The sequence below is a fragment of the Kitasatospora sp. NPDC056731 genome, assembly GCF_040687675.1.
Classification (GTDB): Bacteria; Actinomycetota; Actinomycetes; order Streptomycetales; family Streptomycetaceae; genus Kitasatospora.
This window is the reverse complement of sequence record NZ_JBFBNR010000012.1, coordinates 65,491-85,978: the sequence shown is the minus strand read 5'-3', so window position 1 is coordinate 85,978 and position 20,488 is coordinate 65,491. Positions and strand designations below refer to the sequence as shown.

Genomic DNA, 20,488 nt, shown 5'->3' with positions numbered 1-20,488 from the left:
CACGTGGACCTGCTCCGCGTGACAAGCATGTCCTGTCGACGCTCCAGCTGAACCTCGCGCCACCCACCCTCAAGGGCAGCCTCCACCCGGCCGCCTCCACCTCCCGGCTCCCGGAGCACCCGCCGCACCAGGCGGCCACTCCGGCCATCCCCCGGTCGATCACCGGGACAGGCCGGGACGAGACCAGCGGATGTCACACATGTCGCAGCAGTACACCCCCATATCCGACTCCCTCCCGGTGATCGACCTCTCGCTCGCCGACGGCGGCCCGGACGACCGCCGCCGACTGCACGACGAACTCCGTGCCGCAGCCACCGACGTCGGGTTCTTCCAGCTCGTCGGCCACGGCATCACCCCGGAGGAGACGGCCGCGCTCACCGACGCGATGCGCGCCTTCTTCGCCCTCCCCGAGGCCGACCGGCTCGCCGTGAGCAACCTCAACTCCCCCCACTACCGCGGCTACACCCGCACCGGCGACGAGCGCACCGGCGGCAGCCAGGACTGGCGCGACCAGTTGGACATCGGCGCCGAGCTGCCCCCGCACGTGCCCGGCACCGGCGAGCCCCCGTACTGGTGGCTGGAGGGCCCCAACCAGTGGCCCGCGGCACTCCCCGATCTGCGCACCGCCGCGCTCGGCTGGATCGACCACCTCAGCGACACCGCCCGCCGGCTGCTGCACGAGCTCCTCACCGCGATCGGCGCCCGCCCCGACTTCTACGACGAGGCCTTCGCCGGCCACCCCCACCTGCGGCTCAAGCTGGTCCGCTACCCCGGCACCGCTCCGGACGGCGCCGGCCAGGGCGTCGGCGCCCACAAGGACTACGGCTTCATCACGCTGCTGCTCCAGGACACCGTCGGCGGCCTCCAGGTCGAGCGCCCGGACGGCACATTCCTGGAGGTCCCACCGATGCCGGGCGCCTTCGTCGTCAACCTCGGCGAATTGCTGGAGGTGGCCACCGACGGCTACCTCAAGGCCACCAACCACCGCGTGGTCAGCCCGGTCGGCGCCCGCGAGCGCTTCTCCGTCCCGTTCTTCTACAACCCCCGCCTCGACGCCCACATCGAGCCGCTGGACTTCCCGCTCGCCCGGCACGCCCCCGGCGCCACCGAGGATCCGGACAACCCGCTGTTCGCCGAGTTCGGCCTCAACGAGTGGAAGGGCTACACGCGGGCCCACCCCGAGGTCACCCGCCGCCACCACGCCGACCTGGCCGACGCCGCCTCCCGGTAGCCCCACACCCCGGAGGCCGAGACCAGTCGCGCCGCAGCACAGAAGCAGCACCGGCCAGAGCCGGCCCCGGCCAGAAGCAGCACCGGCCAGAGCCGGCCCCGGCCAGAGGCACCAGCACCCCGAGTCCGCCCCCGCCGCTCCCCAGCGGCGGGGCGGACTCACGTGTGCGGCGGGCCACCGTCGCCGGTGGAGCAGCCGGTGGACCAGGGGGACGGGCACTGTCACACTGCTGCTGTCACAGTGGAAGTGTGCCAGTGCAGGAGGCGGCAGATGGGGGAGCTCGGGGCCGTGGGAGACGGGGGCGGGGTGCGGCTGACGGTCGATGAACTGGCGGCGCGGGCCGGGGTGACGGTCCGGACGGTCCGGTTCTACGGGACGAAAGGCCTGCTGCCGCCGCCGGAGTTGGGGCCGCGCCGGGTCGGGCTGTACGGGGCGGCGCACCTGGACCGGCTGGAGCTGATCGAGGAGTTGCAGCGCCAGGGGCTGACGTTGGCCGCGATCGAGCGGTACCTGGCCCGGCTGCCGGAGGACAGCACGCCGCTGGACCTGGCGATCCACCGGGCGCTGGTGGCGTCCTGGACGCCCGAGGCGGCGGAGGAACTGGGCCGGGCGCAGTTGGAGCGGCGGGCCGGGCGAGGGCTGTCGGAGGAACAGGTGGAACGCCTGGTCGCGATGGGGGCGTTGGAGCGGACGGCCGATCCGGAGCTGTTCCGGGTGGATCCGGGCCTGCTGCCGCTGGGGGTGCGGATCCTGGACGTGCCGATCCCGCTGGAGACGCTGCTGGCCGCGCGGGCGGTGGTGCTGGAGCACAGCCGGGCGACGGCCCGGGAGTTGCAGCGGCTGTTCCGGGAGACGGTGTGGCGGCCCTATCGGGAGAGCGAGCCGGCGCCGGACGAGCTGGCCCTGATGAGGGCGCTGACGGACCACATCCAGCCGATGGTGGCGCAGGCACTGGTCACGGCGTTCCAGCGCTCGCTGCGGGAGGAACTCGGCGAGGAACTGCGGGAGGAACTCGGCGAGGAACTGCGGGAGGACTCGGCGGGGAGCTGAACGGGAGCTCAGCGGGGAGCCGAGCAAGGAACTCGGCAAGGACCTGGGCCGGGAACCGCAGGAGGAGCCGGGTGGGGGCCGTCCGGCACCCGGCCCCCACCCGCTCAGGACTGACGGTCAGTCGGTGAAGGTGCGCCCCTCCGCCGCGATCCGCTCCAGCAGCGCCGGCGGCGCGAACCGTTCGCCGTAGGCGGCGGCGAGTTCGCGGGCCCGGGCCGCGAAGCCGGCCGGGCCGCCCTCGTACCCGTTGATGTACTGGAACACGCCGCCCGTCCAGGCCGGGAAGCCGATGCCGAGGATGGAGCCCACGTTGGCGTCGGCGACCGAGGTCAGCACGCCCTCCTCCAGGCAGCGCACCGAGTCCAGCGCCTCGCTGAACAGCATCCGCTCCTTGAGGTCCTCGAAGGGGAGGCCCTCGGAGGGGACGTCCGCGGCCGGCTCGCCGAAGTGCTCGCGCAGCCCCGGCCAGAGCCGCCCGCGCTTGCCGTCCTCGCCGTACTCGTAGAAGCCGGCGCCGCCGCTGCGCCCGGGGCGGCCGAACTCGTCGACCATCCGGTCGACCACCGCGTCGGCCGGGTGGGGCGTCCAGCTGCCGCCGGCGGCCTCGACCGCGCGCCGGTACTCGTCGCGGATCTTGCGCGGCAGGGTGAGGGTGAGCTCGTCCATCAGCGAGAGCACCTTGGCGGGGTAGCCGGCCTGGGCGGCGGCCTGCTCGATGCTGGCCGGGGGGACGCCCTCGCCGACCATGGCGACGCCCTCGTTGAGGAACTGGCCGATGACCCGCGAGGTGAAGAAGCCGCGCGAGTCGTTGACCACGATCGGGGTCCGGTCGATCTGCCGGACCAGGTCGAAGGCGCGGGCGAGGGCCTCGTCGCCGGTCTGCGGGCCGCGGATGATCTCGACCAGGCGCATCTTGTCGACCGGGGAGAAGAAGTGCAGTCCGATGAAGTCCGCGGTGCGTTCGACGCCTTCGGCGAGCAGCCCGATCGGCAGGGTGGAGGTGTTGGAGCAGAGCAGCGCGTCGGGGGCGAGGACGCCCTCGACCTCCTGGAACACCTTGTGCTTGAGCTCGGTGTTCTCGAAGACGGCCTCGATCACCGCGTCGCAGCCGGCCAGGTCCGCGGCCTCGGCGGTGGGGGTGATCCGGGCGAGCAGCGCGTCCCGCTTGGCCTCGGTGGAGCGGCCGCGGGCGATCGCCTTGTCCAGCAGCCCGGCGGAGTAGGCCTTGCCGCGTTCGGCGGCGGCCATGCTCACGTCCTTGAGCACGACCTCGATGCCGGCCTTGGCGCAGGTGTAGGCGATGCCCGCGCCCATCATCCCGGCGCCGAGCACGGCGACCTTGCGGACGAGTCGCTTCTCGACGCCCTGGGGGCGGCCGGCGCCGGAGTTGACCGCCTGGAGGTCGAAGAACAGCGCCTGGATCATGTTCTTGCTGGTCTGTCCGCAGGCGAGCTCGGTGAAGTAGCGGGCCTCGATCGCCATCGCGGTGTCGATGTCGACCTGGGCGCTCTCCACGGCGGCGGCCAGGATGTTGCGCGGGGCCGGGTAGGGCGCGCCGTTCAGCTGCTTGCGCAGGTTGGCCGGGAAGGCGGGCAGGTTGGCGGCGAACGCCGGGGTCGCGGGGGTGCCGCCGGGGATCTTGTGGCCCTTGACGTCCCAGGGCTGGACGGCGGCCGGGTTGGCCTCGATCCAGGCCCGCGCCCGGGCGGTCAACTCCTCCGGGGTGGCGACGAGTTCGTGGACGAGTCCGTGTTCCAGGGCCTGCGCCGGGCGGTACTGGCGGCCCTCCAGGAGGAACTTCAGCAGGGCGTCGGTGATGCCGAACAGCCGTACGGTGCGGACCACTCCGCCGCCGCCCGGCAGCAGGCCGAGGGTGACCTCGGGCAGGCCGAGCCGGCTGGCGGGGTTGTCCAGGGCGATCCGGTGGTGGCAGGCGAGGGCGATCTCCAGGCCGCCGCCGAGCGCACTGCCGTTGACGGCGGCGACGACCGGCTTGCCGAGGGTCTCCAGCCTGCGCAGCGCGCGCTTGATCCGCTGGGACTTCTCGAAGACGGCGGCGGCGTCCTCGGGGCGGGCGGCGGAGAGCAGCCGGAGGTCTCCCCCGGCGAAGAAGGTCTTCTTCCCGGAGGTGACGATCACGCCGCGCAGCCCGTCGGCGGCGAGGCCGGCCAGCCGGTCGACGACGGCGTCGAGGTCGGCGGTGAAGGCCTCGTTCATGGTGTTGACGGACTGGGTCGGGTCGTCGAGGACGAGGGTGACCACGCCGTCCTGGTCCTGCTCCCAGCGGATGGTGGTGGTGTCGCTCATGAGTTCAGGGTCTCCGAGGGGATCCGAGGGACAGTGGGTCAGATGCGCTCGACGATGGTGGCGACGCCCATGCCGCCGCCCACGCACAGGGTGATCAGGCCGTAGCGCAGGTCGCGCCGCTCCAACTCGTCGATCACGGTGCCGAGCAGCATCGCGCCGGTGGCGCCGAGCGGGTGGCCGAGGGCGATCGCGCCACCGTTGACGTTGACCTGCTCGGGCCGGAAGCCCAGTTCGCGGATGAAGCGCAGGGCGACCGCCGCGAAGGCCTCGTTGATCTCGACCAGGTCGATGTCGGCGGCGGTGAGCCCGGCCTTGGCGAGCGCCTTGCGGGTGGCCGGGGCGGGGCCGGTGAGCATGATGGTGGGCTCGGAGCCGGAGACGGCGGCGGAGACGATCCGGGCGCGCGGGCGCAGCCCGTACCGCTCGCCGATCTCCCGGCTGCCGATGGCGACGAGCGCGGCGCCGTCGACGATGCCGGAGGAGTTGCCGGCGTGGTGGACGTGGTCGATGGCCTCGACCCAGTGGTACTTCTGCAGGGCGACGGCGTCGAAGCCGCCGGCCTCGCCGATGCCGGCGAAGGAGGGCTTGAGGCCGGCCAGGGTCTCGACGGTGGTGCCGGGGCGGATGAACTCGTCGCGCTCCAGCACGACCAGGCCGTTGCGGTCGCGGACCGGGACCACCGAGCGGTCGAACAGGCCGTCCGCCTGCGCCTTGACGGCGCGGGCCTGGGATTCGGCGGCGAAGGCGTCCACGTCGGTACGGGAGAGGCCCTCGATGGTGGCGATCAGGTCGGCCCCGATGCCCTGCGGGACGAAGTTGGTCTCGTACGCGGTCATCGGGTCCGCGAACCAGGCGCCGCCGTCGGAGGCCATCTTGACCCGGGACATCGACTCGACGCCGCCGGCCAGGATGAGGTCCTCCCAGCCCGAACGGACCTTGGCGGCGGCCAGGTTGACGGCCTCCAGGCCGGAGGCGCAGAAGCGGTTCTCCTGGACGCCGGCCACCGTGTCGGGCAGGCCGGCCGCGATGGCCGCGATCCGGGCGATGTCGGAGCCCTGGTCGCCGACCGGGCTGACCACGCCGAGCACGATGTCGTCGATCGCCGCCGGGTCCAACTCGGGGTGCCGGTTGCGCAGTTCGTGGATCAGTCCGACGACGAGGTCGATCGGCTTGGTGCCGTGCAGCGAGCCGGTGGCCTTGCCCCGGCCGCGCGGGGTGCGGATCGCGTCGTAGACGTACGCTTCGGTGGTCACGGTCAAACGCCTTTCGGGGCAGGGGGGTTCGCGGGAGGCCTCAGCCGAGGATGGACCGGCCGACGATCTCCTTCATGATCTCGGTGGTGCCGCCGTAGATGGTCTGGATCCGGCCGTCGGTGAACGCCCGGGCGACCGGGAACTCGCTCATGTACCCGTATCCGCCGTGCAGTTGGAGGCACCGGTCGGCGGTGCGCTTCTGCAGTTCGGTGGCCCACCACTTGGCCATCGAGGCGTCCGCCGGGGTGAGCGCGTAGCGGTTGTGCTCGGTGATGCAGCGGTCGACGAAGGCCCGGGTGACGGCGCACTCGGTGGCGAGTTCGGCGATCTCGAAGCGCACGTGCTGGAGCTTGGCCAGTGGGCGGCCGAAGGCCTCGCGCTGCTTGACGTAGTCGGTGGTGATCTCGACCAGGTACTCGGCGCCGGCGATCGCCGCGGCCGCGATGGTCAGCCGCTCCTGGGCGAGGTTCTGCATCAGGTGGACGAAGCCGCCGTTGAGCTCGCCGAGCAGGTTCTCCTTCGGCACCCGGACGTCCTCGAAGAACAACTCGGCGGTGTCCTGGGACTTCTGGCCGATCTTGTCCAGGTTGCGGCCGCGCTCGAAGCCGGGCGTGCCGCGCTCGACCACCAGCAGGCTCAGCCCGTGCGCGCCGCCCTCGGGGGTGGTGCGGGCGACCACGACCACCAGGTCGGCGAGGATGCCGTTGGAGATGAAGGTCTTGGCGCCGTTGAGCAGGTAGTGGTCGCCTCGGTCGACGGCCTGGGTGCGGATGCCCTGGAGGTCGGAGCCGGTACCGGGCTCGGTCATCGCGATCGCGGTGATCAGCTCGCCGCTGCAGAAGCCGGGCAGCCAGCGGCGCTTCTGCTCCTCGGTGGCGAGCGAGGTGAGGTAGGGGCCGATGATGTCGTTGTGCAGGCCGATCGCCAGCCCGGAGGCGCCGGCCCGGGCGAACTCCTCGGCCAGCACGGCGGCGTAGCGGAAGTCCGGGGCGCCCCCGCCGCCGTATTCCTCGGGGACGGCCATCCCGAGCAGGCCCTGGCGGCCGGCCGCCAGCCAGGCGGAGCGGTCGACGATGCCGGCCTTCTCCCAGCGGTCGTAGTGCGGCAGCACCTCCTTGGCGAGGAAGGCCCGCACGGCGGCCCGGAAGTCCTCGTGCTGCTCGGTGAAGATCTCGCGCTGCAACGCTACGCTCCTTGTCCTGCATCGGAGTTGTCGGAGTTGAGGGACGGGACGGCCCAGTCGCGGGCCACCTCGGCGGTGTCCGCACCCGGCCGGGCCGGCGGGCGGCGCAGCGCGCCGGGGGTGGCGGAGAAGCGCGGGGCGGGGGCGGGCTGGGTGACACCGCCCGCCTCGACGTAGGTGCCGCGCGCCAACAGGTGCTCCTCCCGGGCTGCCTGACGCATCGTCAGCACAGGCTCCACGCAGGCGTCGGAGCCGGCGAAGACGGCCTCCCACTCGGCCCTGGTCCGGGTGGCGAAGCGGTCGGCGATCAGGGCCCGCAGTTCGGGCCAGCGGGCCAGGTCGTACTGCCCGGGCGCCTGCGGGCCGAGTTCCAGCAGCCGGGCGAACTCGGCGTAGAACTGCGGCTCCAGCGCCCCCACAGCCAGGTGTCCGCCGTCGGACGCCCGGTAGGCCGCGTAGAACGGCGCGCCGCCGTCCAGCAGGTTGGCGCCCCGGCGGTCCTGCCAGTGGCCGGCCGCGAGCAGCCCCCACAGCATGCTGGACAGGTGCGCCGCGCCGTCCACGATCGCGGCGTCGACGACCTGGCCGGCGCCGGTGCTCCTGGCGTGGTGCAGCGCGGCGAGCAGGCCGACGACCAGGTAGAGCGAGCCGCCCGCGTAGTCGCCCAGCAGGTTGGCCGGGATGCCGGGCGCCTCCTCGGGCCCGCCCGGCCCCGCGACCAGGCCGAGCACCCCGGCCACCGCCGCGTACCCGAGGTCGTGCCCGGCACTGGCGGCGCGCGGCCCCTGCTGCCCCCACCCGGTCATCCGCCCGTACACCAGCGCCGGGTTGCGGGCCAGGCAGTCCTGCGGCCCGACCCCGAGCCGCTCCGCGACCCCGGGCCGGTAGCCCTCGATCAGCAGGTCCGCCCGCTCGACCAGGTCCAGCACCAGGCCGGGCCCCGCCGGGGACTTGAGGTCGACCAGCACCGACCGCTTGTTCCGGTTGGTCACGTCGTACGCCGGATCGATGCCCAGCGGCGACGGATCCGGCCGGTCCACCCGCACCACGTCGGCGCCCAGGTCGGCCAGCAGCATCGCCGCGAACGGCCCCGGCCCGATCCCCGCGAGCTCGACCACCCGCACCCCCGCCAACGGGCCGGGGCCGGTGGCCGTGACGCCCGGCGGACTGCTCGTGTCACGCACTGGCTGCAGAACCCTTCTGGGTTTGACAGTAAAGCTGTAACACCCGCGATGATAGAGAAGCGACCCGCCGGTAACAAGACCTCCTCCCCCACCATGAACACCGCCGCCGAGGACTTCGCCGCCGCCTGCCGCCCGAGCGACTGCGCCGGTTCATCACCGCCGGGGGCAAGGCGACCGGGTGTGAACCGATCCCGTAGCCGGGGCGGGTGGGCGGAAATGGTCGGGCGACTGTCAGGGTAATGGCCTATGGTGCGGTAGACCTATTACGCACGACACGGGGGAAGCGCCATGACCACCACTGGACACGCCACCGGACACGCCACCCGCACGATCGTCACCGCCTCCGAGCGGCTGGTGCTCGGCCGGCCTCAGGAGGGGGACGTGGAGGCGGTGTTCGCGATCCACGGGGATCCGGAGACCAACCGGTACAACCCCAACGGGCCCCACCGCGACCGGGCGGCGAGCCGGGAGATGCTGGACGGCTTCGTCGCCGACTGGGCGCGGGACGGGGTGGGGTACTGCACCGTGTCCACCCGGGAGGAGCCGGAAGCGGTCATCGGGTTCTCCGGGCTCTACCTGCACACGCTGGACGGCGAGCGGGTGTTCAACCTCTACTACCGCTTCCGGCCGTCCGCATGGGGCCTGGGCTACGCCGCCGAGGCGGCCCGGGCTGCGATGGCGGAGGCGCTGCCGCGCTTCCCCGGCGTGCCGGTGGTCGCCCTGATCCACCCGGACAACGTGCCGTCCCGCCGGCTCGCCGAGCGGCTCGGGCTGCTGCCGGACCCGGACGGCCGCACCGACGACGAGGACCGGCTGATCCACCGGATGGCCTGAGCCGGGGGGCCGACCTGGCCACCGCCCCGAGCAGGACCGTTTCTTCCGTCCCGCTGCTACCTGCGAGTAGAGTGCGGCGTTCCCCCTTAGCCGTCCGATACCTCCCGTATCGCCTGAAACGAACTGGTGGCCGCATGACAGTCCGGACCCGCCCCGCGCTGTGGTGGCGCATGGGCATCGTGCTCTCGGCGGGCCTCGGCCTGACCCTCGGAACCGCGCCGCTGGTGTTCTTCACCGTGCAGAGCAACGTCATCGTGCTCGGCTACTTCATCGGCGCCGTGTACTGGATGCTCAAGCGCGACACCGTGGACGCGCCCGCGCCCCGGCTGCGCGGCGCCGCCACCCTGTACATCCTGATCACCGGTCTGGTCTCGCACGTCCTGCTCCAGCACGGCGCCAACCCGCTGCCCGGGCTGGTCAGCGGGCCGGACAAGCTCGCGCACTGGTCGTCGTTCTTCCTGCACTACGTGACGCCGGTGATGGTGATCGCCGACTGGCTGGTGCTGAAGCCGCGCAACGCGGCGGCCTGGAAGGACATCCCGCTCTGGCTGGCCTTCCCGCTCGGCTACGCGGCGATCGTGCTCGCCCGGAACGCGCTGTTCGACGACTACCCGACGCCCTACCCCTACTTCTTCTTCGACCCCACCACCAAGGGCTACGGCTACGTCTGGGGCCAGATAGCCCTGCTGACGGTCGAGTTCGTGGTGCTGGCCGCCGCCGTGGTCGGGCTGGACCGGCTGGGAACGCTGGTCGCGGGCAAGCTGAGGTCCGCCAAGTCCTGAACGCCCGGGCACGGATGACGGCCTCCCCGGGGCTGCCCTTTCGCCGGGGCGCTTTCCGGGGACGCCCTTTCCCGGGTGACCGTCCGCGCGGCGGCCGGCCTCAGATCCGCCAGGAGCGGATCCGGTCGGCCGCCGCGAACACGTCCGCCCCGCCCGCCGCGATGTCGCGGGCCAGCTCGACCAGCGCCCCGTACGGCGGGTCGACGCCCTCCTTGGCCGCGTGCATGTACGCGGCCGTCGTCATGCAGGCGTACAGGTTGTTGCGCACCGGCAAGGGGCGCAGCAGCACGATGGTGTGCATCAGGGTGGCCGCGCACCAGGCGGCGTCGGCGTCGTGGCCGAGTTGCGCGGTGTTCACCCGGTGCCGGGCGACGGCGGCCTGGAGCGCGGAGTAGTCCCGCACGCTGAGGTCCTCCGGCGAGGCCAGCTCCTGCACATCGAGCAGCCAGCGCAGGTCGACGTGGAACAGCATCATCCCCGCACCCCCGCCGCGCCGTTCACGCCGCCGGCGCGTCCTCCGGGAACGCGGCGTCGAACTCCGCCCGGTGCGACTTCCAGAACGCCACCGCGTGGTCCACGAACACCCGCCGCTGCTGCTCCCGCACGCTCAGGTCGTGGATGTACGCCTTGATGCTCTTACCGTCCGCGGCGGCGGCCTCGCGGATCGCGGCGAGCTCGTGCTCCGTGTACTCGATGTTGAGCGCAGGCATGGCGCCGATGGTACTGGAGCGCACCGGAGTTGGGACCACCAACGGAGGATTTTCACCCGCCGTCAAAAGGGTTTGCTGTCGATACCCCCGCGGAGTGGTTTCGGCGCAGCCGCGGGTAGCCCCCAAGTCGGGCGGGGGTCGGGCGCGCGGGATGACGCCGGGGCGGTGGGGGCCGCCGTAGCGTCTGGGGCAAGGCGGCGGAGCGGTTCCGCGGGGGAGGCCGGGCGGTTCGGCGGAGGCCGGAGATGACGCGCAGGGCAGTGGGCAGGACCGCAGTGGGCACGACGACGGCAAGCAGAGCGGCAGTGGGCAGGACGGTGGCGGCCACGGCGGTGGCGCTCGCGACGACGGTCGCGGTGGCGGCGCCGGGGGTGGCCGCGACGCAGGCCGACGGCCAGGACAGGCGGGGCAGGTCCCTCCAGGGGGTCTGGCAGATGGACGGGTACGGCCTGGTGGCCGTGGTCTCCGGGAGCAGCCTGGCCACCTACGACGTGACGACGCACAGCTGCGTGCCGGGGTGGGTCACCGGGACGCAGGACGGCGCCCCCGGCCGGGACGGCACCGTCCGGTACGTCCTGGGCGACAACGCCCTCACCCTCACCCCGCAGCCGGGCGGGCGCCGGGCGATCGACGCCGAGGAGGGCGGGACGGGCAGCAAGACGCTGCGCCGCCTGGACGCGCTGCCGGCGCTGTGCACCCGGCCCGCCCCCAACGACCCGCTCGCGGTCTTCGACCGGTTCTGGGAGACCTTCGAGGAGAACTACCCCTTCTTCGCCGCCAAGGGGATCGACTGGCACGCGGCCCGCGACGAGCAGCGCGCGAAGATCACTCCGGCGACCACCACCGACCAGCTCCAGCAGATCTTCATCGACCTGCTGACCCCGCTCAAGGACGCGCACACCGGTCTGGCCCGGGTGACCAGTACCGGCCCGACCGGCGTCTACTCCGGCCGGCGCGACGGCTCGTTGAAGTCGACGCCCGCCCTGCGGGACGCGGCCCGCAAGGCCGTCGACGCACAACTGACCGGCCCTGAACAGGAGTTCGCCGTCAACGACCAGGGAGTGAGCCGGCTGGGCGTGGGCCGGCTCCCGGACGGCGTCGGCTACCTGCGGGTGAGCGGCTTCGACGGCTACGCGACCGGCGGGTTCGCCGCCCAGGCCAAGGAGCTCGACCGGGCGCTGGACGCCCTGCTCGCCGACCCCGACCGGCTCAACGGCCTGGTGATCGACGTCCGGCTGAACGGCGGCGGCTCGGACGCGCTCGGGCAGCAGATCGCCGCCCGGCTCACCGACCGCCCGTACGTCGCCTACCGCAAGGTGGCCCGCGACGACCCGGCCGACCCCACGAAGTTCACCCGGCCGCAGCCGGTCGTGGTGCGGCCCGCGCACACCGAGCACTTCACCGGCCCCGTCGCCCTGCTCACCTCCTCGCTGTCGATCAGCGCCGCCGAGACCTTCACCCAGACCCTGATGGGCCGCTCCCCGCACGTCGTCCGGATCGGCGAGAACACCCAGGGCGTCTTCTCCGACGTGCTGATCAAGACCCTCTCGCCGGACTTCATGGTGGTGCTGCCGAACGAGAAGTACCTCACGCCCGACGGCAGCACCTTCGACGGCCCCGGCATCCCGCCGGACATCCGCACGCCGGTGTTCACCGATGACGAGCCGGCCGGGCTCAAGGACTCCGCCCTGAGCACGGCCCGCCGCGTCCTCGGCGAGCAGTAGCGGCCGCATCGCGGGCGAGGCCGCCCGCGCCGTACCGGCCACCCCGGCGGCAGCGGCTGCCCGCGCCGTACCGGCTACATCGGATCCACCCCCCGCAGTTCGCCGTCCAGCTCCAGCCACCGGGTGAGGCCCAGGCCGCGCAGGAACGGCACGTCGTGGCTGGCCACGATCAGCGCGCCCTGGTAGGCGGCGAGCGCCTGGGTGAGCTGGCGGACGCTGGCGAGGTCCAGATTGTTGGTCGGCTCGTCGAGCAGCAGCAGCTGCGGCGGCGGGTCGGCCAGCAGCAGCGCGGCCAGGGTGGCCCGGAACCGCTCGCCGCCGGAGAGGGTCGCGGCGGGCTGGTCGGCCCGGCCGCCGCGGAACAGGAAGCGGGCCAGCCGGGCACGGATCGCGTTGTCCCCGGCGGCGGGGGCGAACAGCTTGACGTTCTCCGCCACGGTCAGCTTGTCGTCCAGCAGGTCGAGCCGCTGCGGCAGGTGGCGCAACGGCACCGGGGTGCTGATCTCGCCCTCCAGCGGGGCGAGTTCGCCCGCGATGGTGCGCAGCAGGGTGGTCTTGCCGGAGCCGTTGCGGCCGACCAGGGCGATCCGCTCGGGGCCGCGCAGGTCGAGGTCGGCGGTGGTGCCGTAGGGCAGCCGAACCTTCTGCAGGGTGAGCACGGTGCGCCCGACCGGGACGGCCGTGCGCGGCAGGTCGATCCGGATCTCGGCGTCGTCGCGCACCGCCTCCTCGGCGGCGGTGAGCCGCTGCCGGGCCTCCTCCAACCGCTCGGTGTGCATGCCCTGGAGCCGCCCGGCCGTCTCCTGGCCCTGGCGTTTGAGCTTGCCCGCGAAGATGTGCGGGTCGTTGCGGGTGACCGAGCGCTTCTTGCCGTAGCTGGCGCTGCGGTCCAGCCGGGTGCGGGCCTCGGTCAAGTCCCGTTTCTGGCGCTCGACGTCGGCCTCGGCGTTGCGCAGCAGCCGCTCGGCGGTCTCCTGCTGGGCGGCGAGGGTGCGCTCGTACTCGGCGAAGTTGCCGCCGTACCAGGTGACCGCGCCGTCCCGCAGGTCGGCGATCTGGTCGACGTGCTGGAGCAGTTCGCGGTCGTGGCTGACGATCAGCATGACGCCGTGCCAGCCGGCGACCGTCTCGTAGAGCCGCTCCCGGGCCGTCCGGTCCAGGTTGTTGGTGGGCTCGTCGAGCAGCAGGACGTCGAGGCGGCGCAGCAACAGGGCGGCGAGGCGCAGCAGGACGGCCTCGCCGCCGGAGAGCTCCCCGGTGGTGCGGTCGAGGCCGAGGCGGTGCAGGCCGAGCCGGTCGAGGGTGGCGCGGGCGCGCTCCTCGACGTCCCAGTCGTCGCCGACGGCGTCGAAGTGGCGCTGGTCGGAGTCCCCGGACTCGATGGCGTGCAGGGCCTCGCGGGTGGCCTGGATGCCGAGCGCCTCGTCCACCCGCACGGTGGTGTCCAGCGTCAACCCCTGGGGCAGGTAGCCGAGTTCGCCGTCGACCCGGACGGTGCCGCCGGTCGGGGTCAGCTCGCCGGCGATCAGCCGCAGCAGGGTGGACTTGCCGGCGCCGTTGAGCCCGATCAGGCCGGTGCGGCCGGGGCCGACGGCGAGGTGGAAGCCGTCCAGGACGGGCTTGCCGTCGGGCCACTCGAAGGTGAGATCGGTGCAGAGGACGGCGGTGGTGGGTTGTGCCATGGAGGGCCTCCCGGGTGGTTGCCGAAGGGAACGATGAGCAACACGGGGAGACACCGCGGGTGCGGGCCGGTACGGCCGGGGGGAGGGCGGGGCGGATCCGGATCAGCCGGATCGGGCTCGCCACGGGGCCGTGACTGAGGTCGCACACTCGCACACCGCGCGGCGAAGGGCCTGCGCGGCGGGGGCGGTGTCTCGGGACCTCAGTAGAGCAACGGCCTTCTCCTTGTCTGGCGGGCGACTCCGTCCACGCTACGCACGGCGCCGGACGTGGGCAACCGAATTTCGGCGCACCGGGCAGCACCCTGGACGCGCACCTGACCTGGGCATGCACCTGCTCTGGACCCGCATCGGGAAGCGGCCGCCCGGAGCGGGACCCGGCCGGATTCCGGGCGCCCGGAGGAGGGCGGGTGCCGGTCCGGTGCCGATCCGGTGACGGCCCCGCCCCAGTCCGGGGGTGTGCGTAAGGAGGCCTTTATCCGCATGGCAGACTCCTCCCCTGCCATGCCTGCGGCTCCCCGGAGCCGTACCCGAGGAAGGGGTCGCATGGCGGTTATTCACAGGGGGATTTGAACTCATGTCACCGATGTACCGGCCGAACCGTGCCGTCCTGGGTGCCTCCGTCGCCGCGCTGACCGTGCTGGCCGCGACCGCGTGCGGCCCGGACAACAGCGACCCGGTCGTGGCCCAGACCACGGCTCCGGCGGTCGCGGCCGGCGCCACCGGCAAGCCGGGCGCGGCGCCGATCAAGCTGCCGACCGCCGAAGAGCTGAAGACCTGGAAGTTCGAGGACTGGGACAAGTGGGCCCAGCAGAACGTGATCACTCCGGCGGTCAAGGGCTACTGGACCCTGCAGCGGATCCTGAACGCCAAGCCCAAGCCGATGCCGCAGCCGCAGCCCGACCCGACGCAGCCACCGGCCCAGCCGACCTCGAAGCCGGCCACCCCGGCCCCGGCGCAGCCCACCACCGCCCAGCCCCCGAGCACCGGCGACGCGCTGCCCACCGTCATCGAGGCCAAGCCGACCCAGCACCCGTTCGCGAAGAACCTGCACGTCAACGGCAAGCTCTTCTTCAAGGACGGGAACGAGGACTACGTGTGCTCCGGCACCGTCGTCTCCGACCCGGCCAACCCCGGCAAGAGCAACCTGGTCTGGACCGCCAGCCACTGCCTGAACGGCGGCAAGGGCGGCCAGTACTACACCAACATCTCCTTCGCCCCGGCCTACAACAGCAACGGCCTGCTGAGCGGCGGCAAGCAGGCCAACGAGACCGACGCCGAGCCGTACGGCGAGTGGGGCGCGACCGCCGGCATGGTCTCGCCGCAGTGGTCGGCCGAGGCCGACCCGGAGCACGGCGGCCCGTGGAGCCAGTACGACTTCGGGATCATCAAGGTCGCCAACCCGAGCGGCAACGGCAAGTCGCTGGAGGAGACCGTCGGCGGCTCCGTGCCGATCTGGTTCAACGCCCCGCGTGAGCAGTTCAACAGCGTCAGCGCCTACGGCTACCCGGCCGGCAAGCCGTTCGACGGCGTCGAGCTGGACCACTGCGACAGCGGGAAGCCGGCGAAGAAGACCGGCGACCCGAGCCGCCCGGCGATGCTGATGATCGGCTGCAACATGACCGGCGGCAGCAGCGGCGGCGGCTGGGTCGCGACCAAGGACGGCAAGCCGGCCCTGGTCAGCGACACCTCGATCGGCAACGGCGCCAGCACCTGGGAGGCCGGCCCGTACCTGGACGACGTGGCGGCCCGGATGTTCGACTACTTCTCGAAGAAGTCGAAGTGACCACCGAGGCCCGGAGCACTGCCGAGGTCCGGAGCACCACTGAGGCCCGGAGCACCACTGAGGCCCGGGTGGCCTCCCGGGTCCGGTAGGTCCTGACCGGCCCGCGTGGCCGGTCCCCGGGGCCGCGGCAGCCGCGCCGCGGCCCCGGGCTTTTCCGCCACCCGGCCCGCTCCTCTTACAATCGGGCTCATCATGAGCGCCACACTCGTAGTCAAGGACCTCGCCGCCGGTCACGGCGAACGCACCCTCTTCTCCGGCCTGGACCTGGTCGTCGCCCCCGGTGACGTGATCGGCCTGGTCGGCGTGAACGGCGCCGGCAAGTCGACGCTGCTGCGGCTGCTGGCCGGGCTGGACACCCCCGAGGGCGGTTCGCTGCGGCTCAGCCCGGCGACCGCCAACATCGGCCACCTGCCACAGGAGCCGGAGCGGCGCGAGGGCGAGTCGGTGCGCGACTTCCTGGCCCGCCGCACCGGCGTGGCGGCCGCGCAGGCCGCGCTGGACGAGGCCACCGAGGGCCTGGTCGAGGGCCGCCCGGGCGCCGACGACGCGTACGCGGCGAGCCTGGACCGCTGGCTGGAGCTGGGCGGCGCCGACCTGGAGGAGCGCGCCGAGGAGGTCGCCGACTCGCTCGGTCTGAAGGTCTCGCTCGACCTGCCGATGACGGCGCTGTCCGGCGGCCAGGCCGCCCGGGCCGGCCTCGCCTCGCTGCTGCTCTCCCGCTACGACGTCTTCCTGCTCGACGAGCCCACCAACGACCTCGACCTGGACGGCCTGGAGCGGCTGGAGGCCTTCGTCAAGGGCCTGCGCGCGGGCACCGTGCTGATCAGCCACGACCGCGAGTTCCTGGCCCGCACCGTCACCAAGGTGCTGGAGCTGGACCTGCACCAGCAGCAGGTCAACCTGTACGGCGGCGGCTACGAGGCGTACCTGGAGGAGCGCGCGGTGGCCCGCCGGCACGCCCGCGAGGAGTACGACGAGTACGCCGACACCAAGTCCGGGCTGGAGGCCCGGGCCCGGATGCAGCGCGGCTGGATGGAGCACGGCGTGCGCAACGCCCGCCGCAAGTCCTCCGACAACGACAAGATCGGAAAGGCGCAGCGCGCCGAGTCCACCGAGAAGCAGGCCTCCAAGGCCCGGCAGACCCAGCGGATGATCGAGCGGCTGGACGTGGTCGAGGAGCCGCGCAAGGAGTGGGAGCTGCGGATGGAGATCGCCACCGCGCCGCGCTCCGGCTCGGTGGTCGCCACCCTGCGCGCGGCCGTCGCCCGCCGCGGCGACTTCGCCTTCGGCCCGGTGGACCTCCAGATCGACTGGGCGGACCGGGTCGCCATCACCGGCGCCAACGGCGCGGGCAAGTCGACGCTGCTGGCCGCCCTGCTCGGCCGGCTCGAACTCGACGGCGGCAGCGCCTCGTTGGGCTCCGGCGTGGTGGTCGGCGAGGTGGACCAGGCGCGCGGGCTGTTCCTCGGCGGCGAGCCGCTGGCGGACGCCTTCGCCGCCGCCGTCCCGGAGTTCACTCCGGAGGAGGTGCGCACCCTCCTGGCCAAGTTCGGCCTCAAGGCGGTGCACGTGAGGCGCCCGGCCGGCACCCTCTCCCCCGGCGAGCGCACCCGGGCCGCGCTGGCGCTGCTCCAGGCGCGCGGGGTCAACCTGCTGGTGCTGGACGAGCCCACCAACCACCTGGACCTGCCGGCGATCGAGCAGTTGGAGGCGGCGCTCGGCTCGTACACCGGGACCCTGCTGCTGGTCACCCACGACCGGCGGATGCTGGACACCGTCACGGTGAACCGGCGGATCGAGGTCCGGGACGGGCGGGTGCACGAGCTGTAGTCCCGTCCGGCAGGGCGGCCCCGCCGGGCGGCCCTGCCGGACGGACCCGCCGAGCGGCCCCGCCGGATGGACCTGATCTGCGGATTGGTCTCGACCTCTTCCCGGCGCGGCCGTCATGTGCTGTGCTGTCGGCCATGGTTGACAGTGCAGTGGCAGGGACGCCCTACCCGACCGTCCCCCTCACCCCGATGACGGTGCCGGCCCACGAGGCCGAGGCCCGCAGCAAGTCCTTCCACGACGTGATGGCGCAGCGCCGGACCGTCCGCGACTACGCGACCCGCCCGATCCCGGACGGGGTCGTCGAGTGGGCGATCCGGACCGCCAACACCGCGCCCAGCGGCGCGCACGTCCAGCCCTGGCGGTTCGTGGTGATCACCGACCCGGAGCGCAAGCGGCGGCTGCGCGAGGCCGCCGAGGCCGAGGAGCGTGAGTTCTACGCGCACCGGGCGTCGGAGGAGTGGCTGGCCGCGCTGGCGCCGATCGGCACCGACTGGCGCAAGCCGTTCCTGGAGGACGCGCCGGCGGTGATCGTGGTGTTCGAGGTGCACAAGGGGCCCGATTCGCCGCGCCCGTACTACACCAAGGAGTCGGTGGGGATCGCGGTCGGACTGCTGCTGGCCTCGCTGCACCAGGCCGGGCTGGCGACGCTGACCCACACGCCGAGCCCGATGAAGTTCCTCAACGAGGTCTGCGAGCGCCCGCTGGAGGAGCGCGCCGCGTACGTCATCCCGGTCGGCTACCCGGCCGAGGGGGCGCGGGTGCCGGATCTGCGGCGCAAGGAGCTGGACGAGGTGCTGATCAGGCTCTGACCGCCGGGCGTGTGCGCGCCCCGGTGCGCCGGGAGTGCGGCCGGGCGCGCCGGGGTGCGGCGGGGACTGGTGAGAGGCCTGGTGGGAGGCCGTCCGGAATTCATTGGTGACAGGTCCCGGCCAAGGACATAATCGCGGTCATGAGCCACCCGCAGTCACGGTCCTGCAAGTACCCGCCCGCCCCGCTCCACGTGCCCGGCCCCACCGCCGTCACCACCGGGCGGCCGCCCGAGGAACTGCGGCTGCCCGGCGGGATCTCGCTGCTGCGCCGCCGCAGCACGCACGCGGTGGCGCTCAACAAGGCCGTCCGCGCCAACCTGGACCACCTGCGGCCCTGGATGGAGTGGGCGGCCGAGCCCCCCACCCGGGCGCAGACCGCCGAGCTGGCCCGGGCCGGCTCCCTCGCCTGGGAGGCCGGCACCGACTTCATGTACCTGGTCGGCCTGGACGCCGAACCCGGCGGTGTGGTCGGCGCCCTCGGCCTGCACGGCCGGATCGGCCCCGGCGCACTGGAGATCGGCTACTGGGTCGCCGCCCGGCACGCCGGCCGCGGCATCGCCACCACCACGGCCGGGGCGCTGACCGAGGCCGCCCTGGCGCTGCCCGGCATCGCGCGGGTGGAGATCCACTGCGACGAGGCGAACGGCGCCAGCGCGGCCGTCCCGCGCAAGCTCGGCTACCGGCTCGACCGGGTCGCCGAGGCCGCCGTCCGGGCTCCCGCCGAGACGGGGCGGCAGCTGATCTGGGTCCGGGAGGCGTGACGGCGCTCCGAGGCGGGGCCGGTGACCTGGGCCGGGGCCCGGGCGACCTCCGCCGTTCAGCACCCCTCGCCGCTCAGTACCGCTCGCCCGTCGGCGTCGGCAGCGCGTCCAGGTCGGCCAGGTCGGCCGCCGAGAGCACGACCTCGGCCGCGCCCGCGTTGTCCACCAGGTAGCGCGGCGTCTTGGTGCCCGGGATCGGGAAGACGTACCGGCCCTGTGCCAGCACCCAGGCCAGCGCGACCTGCGCGGGCGTCGCGCCGATCCGCTCGGCGACCTCCTTGACCCTGCCGACCAGTGCCAGGTTCGCCTTCAGCGCGTCCTGCTGGAAGCGCGGCAGCCGGCGGCGGAAGTCGTCGGCGGGCAGCTCGTCGAAGGAGGCGATGCTGCCGGTCAGGAAGCCCCGGCCGAGCGGCGAGAACGGCAGGAAGGCGATGCCCTGCTCCTCGGTGTACGGCAGCACCTCGGCCAGCACGTCCCGGGTCCAGAGCGAGAGCTCGGACTGCACGGACGCCACCGGGTGCACCGACTGGGCCCGCTTGATCTCCTCGACGGTCGCCTCGGAGAGCCCGATCCGGCGGGCCTTGCCGGCCGCGACGGTCTCGGCGAGGGCGCCCCAGGTCTCCTCGATCGGGACGGCCGGGTCGACCCTGTGCAGCTGGTAGAGGTCGACGTGGTCGGTGCCGAGGCGGCGCAGGCTGTCGTCGATCGAGCGGCGCACGTGCTCGGGGCTGCCGTCGCGGGCCGACTGGCCGGACCCGCCCGGGACGATGCCGACCTTGGTGGCGAGGAAGGCGCGCTCCCGGTACGGGCCGGCCAGCGCGGCGCCGACCACCTCCTCGTTGGTGTAGGGGCCGTACATGTCGGCGGTGTCGATCAGGGTGACGCCGAGGTCCAGCGCCTGCCGGATCACCCGGACGGAGTTCTCGTCGTCCCGGTTCTGCACGTCGTAGGCCCAGGTCATCCCCATGCAGCCGAGGCCGATGACGCCAGTCTCCGGTCCGTTGGTACCGAACGTGGCGTTGCGCATGACGGTGCTCCGATCGTGGTGGTGTGTTTGCCCGCTCGCGGGGTGCTGCGGTGGATCAACGCGTCCAGCTTTCACCTTGGAGTGCACTCAAGGTCAAGCCCGTCCGGACGCGCTTGGGATCCGCTTCGGACCCGCTTCGGGTCCACCTCCGATCCGCCTCCGGTCCGCCGACCGCCAGAGGGGGCGTTGATCGTATGAGCGGCCCTCGGCTCACCCGGAGGTGGGATGCGCCCGAGGCGCAGGTGGAGCGCGTACGTCGGACTTCACCACCATGCGCGCGGACACGACCGTCTGAACCGTGCGTCCGCACCACGGCCCGCCGCCGGGCGGGCGCAGGC

The 20,488-nt window shown here is 73.1% G+C and carries 17 protein-coding genes; 9 read left to right on the top strand and 8 right to left on the bottom strand.

The genetic code is table 11. The features are described from left to right. Positions 1-190: 190 nt before the first annotated feature. Together AB0R04_RS14910 and AB0R04_RS14905 are read left to right on the top strand one after the other, a co-directional pair. Complete coding sequence (locus AB0R04_RS14910) at positions 191-1,231, top strand: 2-oxoglutarate and iron-dependent oxygenase domain-containing protein (RefSeq protein ID WP_363371212.1); 1,041 nt, start codon at positions 191-193, stop codon at positions 1,229-1,231. 270 nt (positions 1,232-1,501) lie between these two features. Further along, positions 1,502-2,281: a MerR family transcriptional regulator gene (locus AB0R04_RS14905; protein WP_363371210.1), complete on the top strand. Its 780-nt coding sequence runs from the start codon at positions 1,502-1,504 to the stop codon at positions 2,279-2,281. A gap of 117 nt (positions 2,282-2,398) precedes the next feature. Here the strand turns inward: AB0R04_RS14905 and AB0R04_RS14900 are convergent, their stop codons facing one another. From AB0R04_RS14900 to AB0R04_RS14885, 4 genes are read right to left on the bottom strand one after another with little or no spacing between them, the layout of a single operon-like run. After that, a complete protein-coding gene (locus AB0R04_RS14900; protein WP_363371208.1) occupies positions 2,399-4,588 on the bottom strand; it encodes a 3-hydroxyacyl-CoA dehydrogenase NAD-binding domain-containing protein in 2,190 nt (729 codons plus the stop codon). Positions 4,589-4,626: 38 nt separating this feature from the next. Then, positions 4,627-5,841: an acetyl-CoA C-acetyltransferase gene (locus tag AB0R04_RS14895; RefSeq protein ID WP_363371206.1), complete on the bottom strand. Its 1,215-nt coding sequence runs from the start codon at positions 5,839-5,841 to the stop codon at positions 4,627-4,629. Positions 5,842-5,881: 40 nt separating this feature from the next. Next, positions 5,882-7,024 (bottom strand): acyl-CoA dehydrogenase family protein, encoded by a 1,143-nt coding sequence (locus AB0R04_RS14890; RefSeq protein ID WP_363371204.1) that lies wholly within the window; start codon positions 7,022-7,024, stop codon positions 5,882-5,884. Positions 7,025-7,026: 2 nt separating this feature from the next. After that, positions 7,027-8,208, bottom strand: coding sequence for a CaiB/BaiF CoA-transferase family protein (locus AB0R04_RS14885; protein WP_363371202.1), 1,182 nt, complete (start codon positions 8,206-8,208; stop codon positions 7,027-7,029). 288 nt (positions 8,209-8,496) lie between these two features. Between AB0R04_RS14885 and AB0R04_RS14880 the strand changes: the two genes are divergently transcribed. Together AB0R04_RS14880 and AB0R04_RS14875 are read left to right on the top strand one after the other, a co-directional pair. Continuing rightward, the gene (locus AB0R04_RS14880) at positions 8,497-9,042 is read left to right on the top strand and encodes a GNAT family N-acetyltransferase (RefSeq protein WP_063347007.1); all 546 of its coding nucleotides are present in this window, start codon (positions 8,497-8,499) and stop codon (positions 9,040-9,042) included. A gap of 134 nt (positions 9,043-9,176) precedes the next feature. Continuing rightward, entirely contained in the window at positions 9,177-9,824 is a 648-nt protein-coding gene (locus AB0R04_RS14875; protein ID WP_363371201.1) for a Pr6Pr family membrane protein, read from the top strand. Between the two features lie 100 nt (positions 9,825-9,924). On the opposite strand, the gene AB0R04_RS14870 is transcribed toward AB0R04_RS14875, so the two are convergent. Together AB0R04_RS14870 and AB0R04_RS14865 are read right to left on the bottom strand one after the other, a co-directional pair. Then, positions 9,925-10,296, bottom strand: coding sequence for a toxin Doc (locus tag AB0R04_RS14870; protein WP_363371486.1), 372 nt, complete (start codon positions 10,294-10,296; stop codon positions 9,925-9,927). 25 nt (positions 10,297-10,321) lie between these two features. Beyond that, entirely contained in the window at positions 10,322-10,534 is a 213-nt protein-coding gene (locus AB0R04_RS14865) for a hypothetical protein (protein ID WP_063351004.1), read from the bottom strand. 305 nt (positions 10,535-10,839) lie between these two features. Between AB0R04_RS14865 and AB0R04_RS14860 the strand changes: the two genes are divergently transcribed. Then, positions 10,840-12,258 (top strand): S41 family peptidase, encoded by a 1,419-nt coding sequence (locus AB0R04_RS14860; protein ID WP_363371199.1) that lies wholly within the window; start codon positions 10,840-10,842, stop codon positions 12,256-12,258. A gap of 74 nt (positions 12,259-12,332) precedes the next feature. On the opposite strand, the gene AB0R04_RS14855 is transcribed toward AB0R04_RS14860, so the two are convergent. Next, positions 12,333-13,940, bottom strand: a complete 1,608-nt coding sequence (locus tag AB0R04_RS14855) for an ATP-binding cassette domain-containing protein (protein ID WP_363371198.1) — start codon at positions 13,938-13,940, stop codon at positions 12,333-12,335. 574 nt (positions 13,941-14,514) lie between these two features. On the opposite strand from AB0R04_RS14855, the gene AB0R04_RS14850 reads away from it, so the two are divergent. From AB0R04_RS14850 to AB0R04_RS14835, 4 genes are all read left to right on the top strand, one after another. Then, positions 14,515-15,723 (top strand): hypothetical protein, encoded by a 1,209-nt coding sequence (locus AB0R04_RS14850; protein ID WP_363371196.1) that lies wholly within the window; start codon positions 14,515-14,517, stop codon positions 15,721-15,723. Between the two features lie 192 nt (positions 15,724-15,915). Further along, complete coding sequence (locus AB0R04_RS14845) at positions 15,916-17,553, top strand: ABC-F family ATP-binding cassette domain-containing protein (protein WP_363371195.1); 1,638 nt, start codon at positions 15,916-15,918, stop codon at positions 17,551-17,553. 134 nt (positions 17,554-17,687) lie between these two features. Beyond that, the gene (locus tag AB0R04_RS14840) at positions 17,688-18,362 is read left to right on the top strand and encodes a nitroreductase family protein (RefSeq protein WP_363371193.1); all 675 of its coding nucleotides are present in this window, start codon (positions 17,688-17,690) and stop codon (positions 18,360-18,362) included. Positions 18,363-18,502: 140 nt separating this feature from the next. Next, positions 18,503-19,123 carry a GNAT family N-acetyltransferase gene (locus tag AB0R04_RS14835; RefSeq protein ID WP_363371191.1) on the top strand — a complete coding sequence of 207 codons (621 nt, stop codon included), beginning with the start codon at positions 18,503-18,505 and terminating at the stop codon, positions 19,121-19,123. A gap of 73 nt (positions 19,124-19,196) precedes the next feature. Here the strand turns inward: AB0R04_RS14835 and AB0R04_RS14830 are convergent, their stop codons facing one another. Then, on the bottom strand, positions 19,197-20,150 hold the full coding sequence (locus tag AB0R04_RS14830) for an aldo/keto reductase (protein ID WP_363371189.1): 954 nt from the start codon (positions 20,148-20,150) through the stop codon (positions 19,197-19,199). Between the last annotated feature and the right edge of the window lie 338 nt (positions 20,151-20,488).

Bases quoted from the DNA above. Each gene is read 5' to 3' on its own strand.
- AB0R04_RS14910 (WP_363371212.1), top strand. From the start codon at position 191: ATGTCACACATGTCGCAGCAGTACACCCCCATATCCGACTCCCTCCCG.
- AB0R04_RS14905 (WP_363371210.1), top strand. From the start codon at position 1,502: ATGGGGGAGCTCGGGGCCGTGGGAGACGGGGGCGGGGTGCGGCTGACG.
- AB0R04_RS14900 (WP_363371208.1), bottom strand. From the start codon at position 4,588: ATGAGCGACACCACCACCATCCGCTGGGAGCAGGACCAGGACGGCGTG.
- AB0R04_RS14880 (WP_063347007.1), top strand. From the start codon at position 8,497: ATGACCACCACTGGACACGCCACCGGACACGCCACCCGCACGATCGTC.
- AB0R04_RS14875 (WP_363371201.1), top strand. From the start codon at position 9,177: ATGACAGTCCGGACCCGCCCCGCGCTGTGGTGGCGCATGGGCATCGTG.
- AB0R04_RS14870 (WP_363371486.1), bottom strand. From the start codon at position 10,296: ATGCTGTTCCACGTCGACCTGCGCTGGCTGCTCGATGTGCAGGAGCTG.
- AB0R04_RS14865 (WP_063351004.1), bottom strand. From the start codon at position 10,534: ATGCCTGCGCTCAACATCGAGTACACGGAGCACGAGCTCGCCGCGATC.
- AB0R04_RS14855 (WP_363371198.1), bottom strand. From the start codon at position 13,940: ATGGCACAACCCACCACCGCCGTCCTCTGCACCGATCTCACCTTCGAG.
- AB0R04_RS14850 (WP_363371196.1), top strand. From the start codon at position 14,515: ATGTCACCGATGTACCGGCCGAACCGTGCCGTCCTGGGTGCCTCCGTC.
- AB0R04_RS14845 (WP_363371195.1), top strand. From the start codon at position 15,916: ATGAGCGCCACACTCGTAGTCAAGGACCTCGCCGCCGGTCACGGCGAA.
- AB0R04_RS14840 (WP_363371193.1), top strand. From the start codon at position 17,688: ATGGTTGACAGTGCAGTGGCAGGGACGCCCTACCCGACCGTCCCCCTC.
- AB0R04_RS14835 (WP_363371191.1), top strand. From the start codon at position 18,503: ATGAGCCACCCGCAGTCACGGTCCTGCAAGTACCCGCCCGCCCCGCTC.
- AB0R04_RS14830 (WP_363371189.1), bottom strand. From the start codon at position 20,150: ATGCGCAACGCCACGTTCGGTACCAACGGACCGGAGACTGGCGTCATC.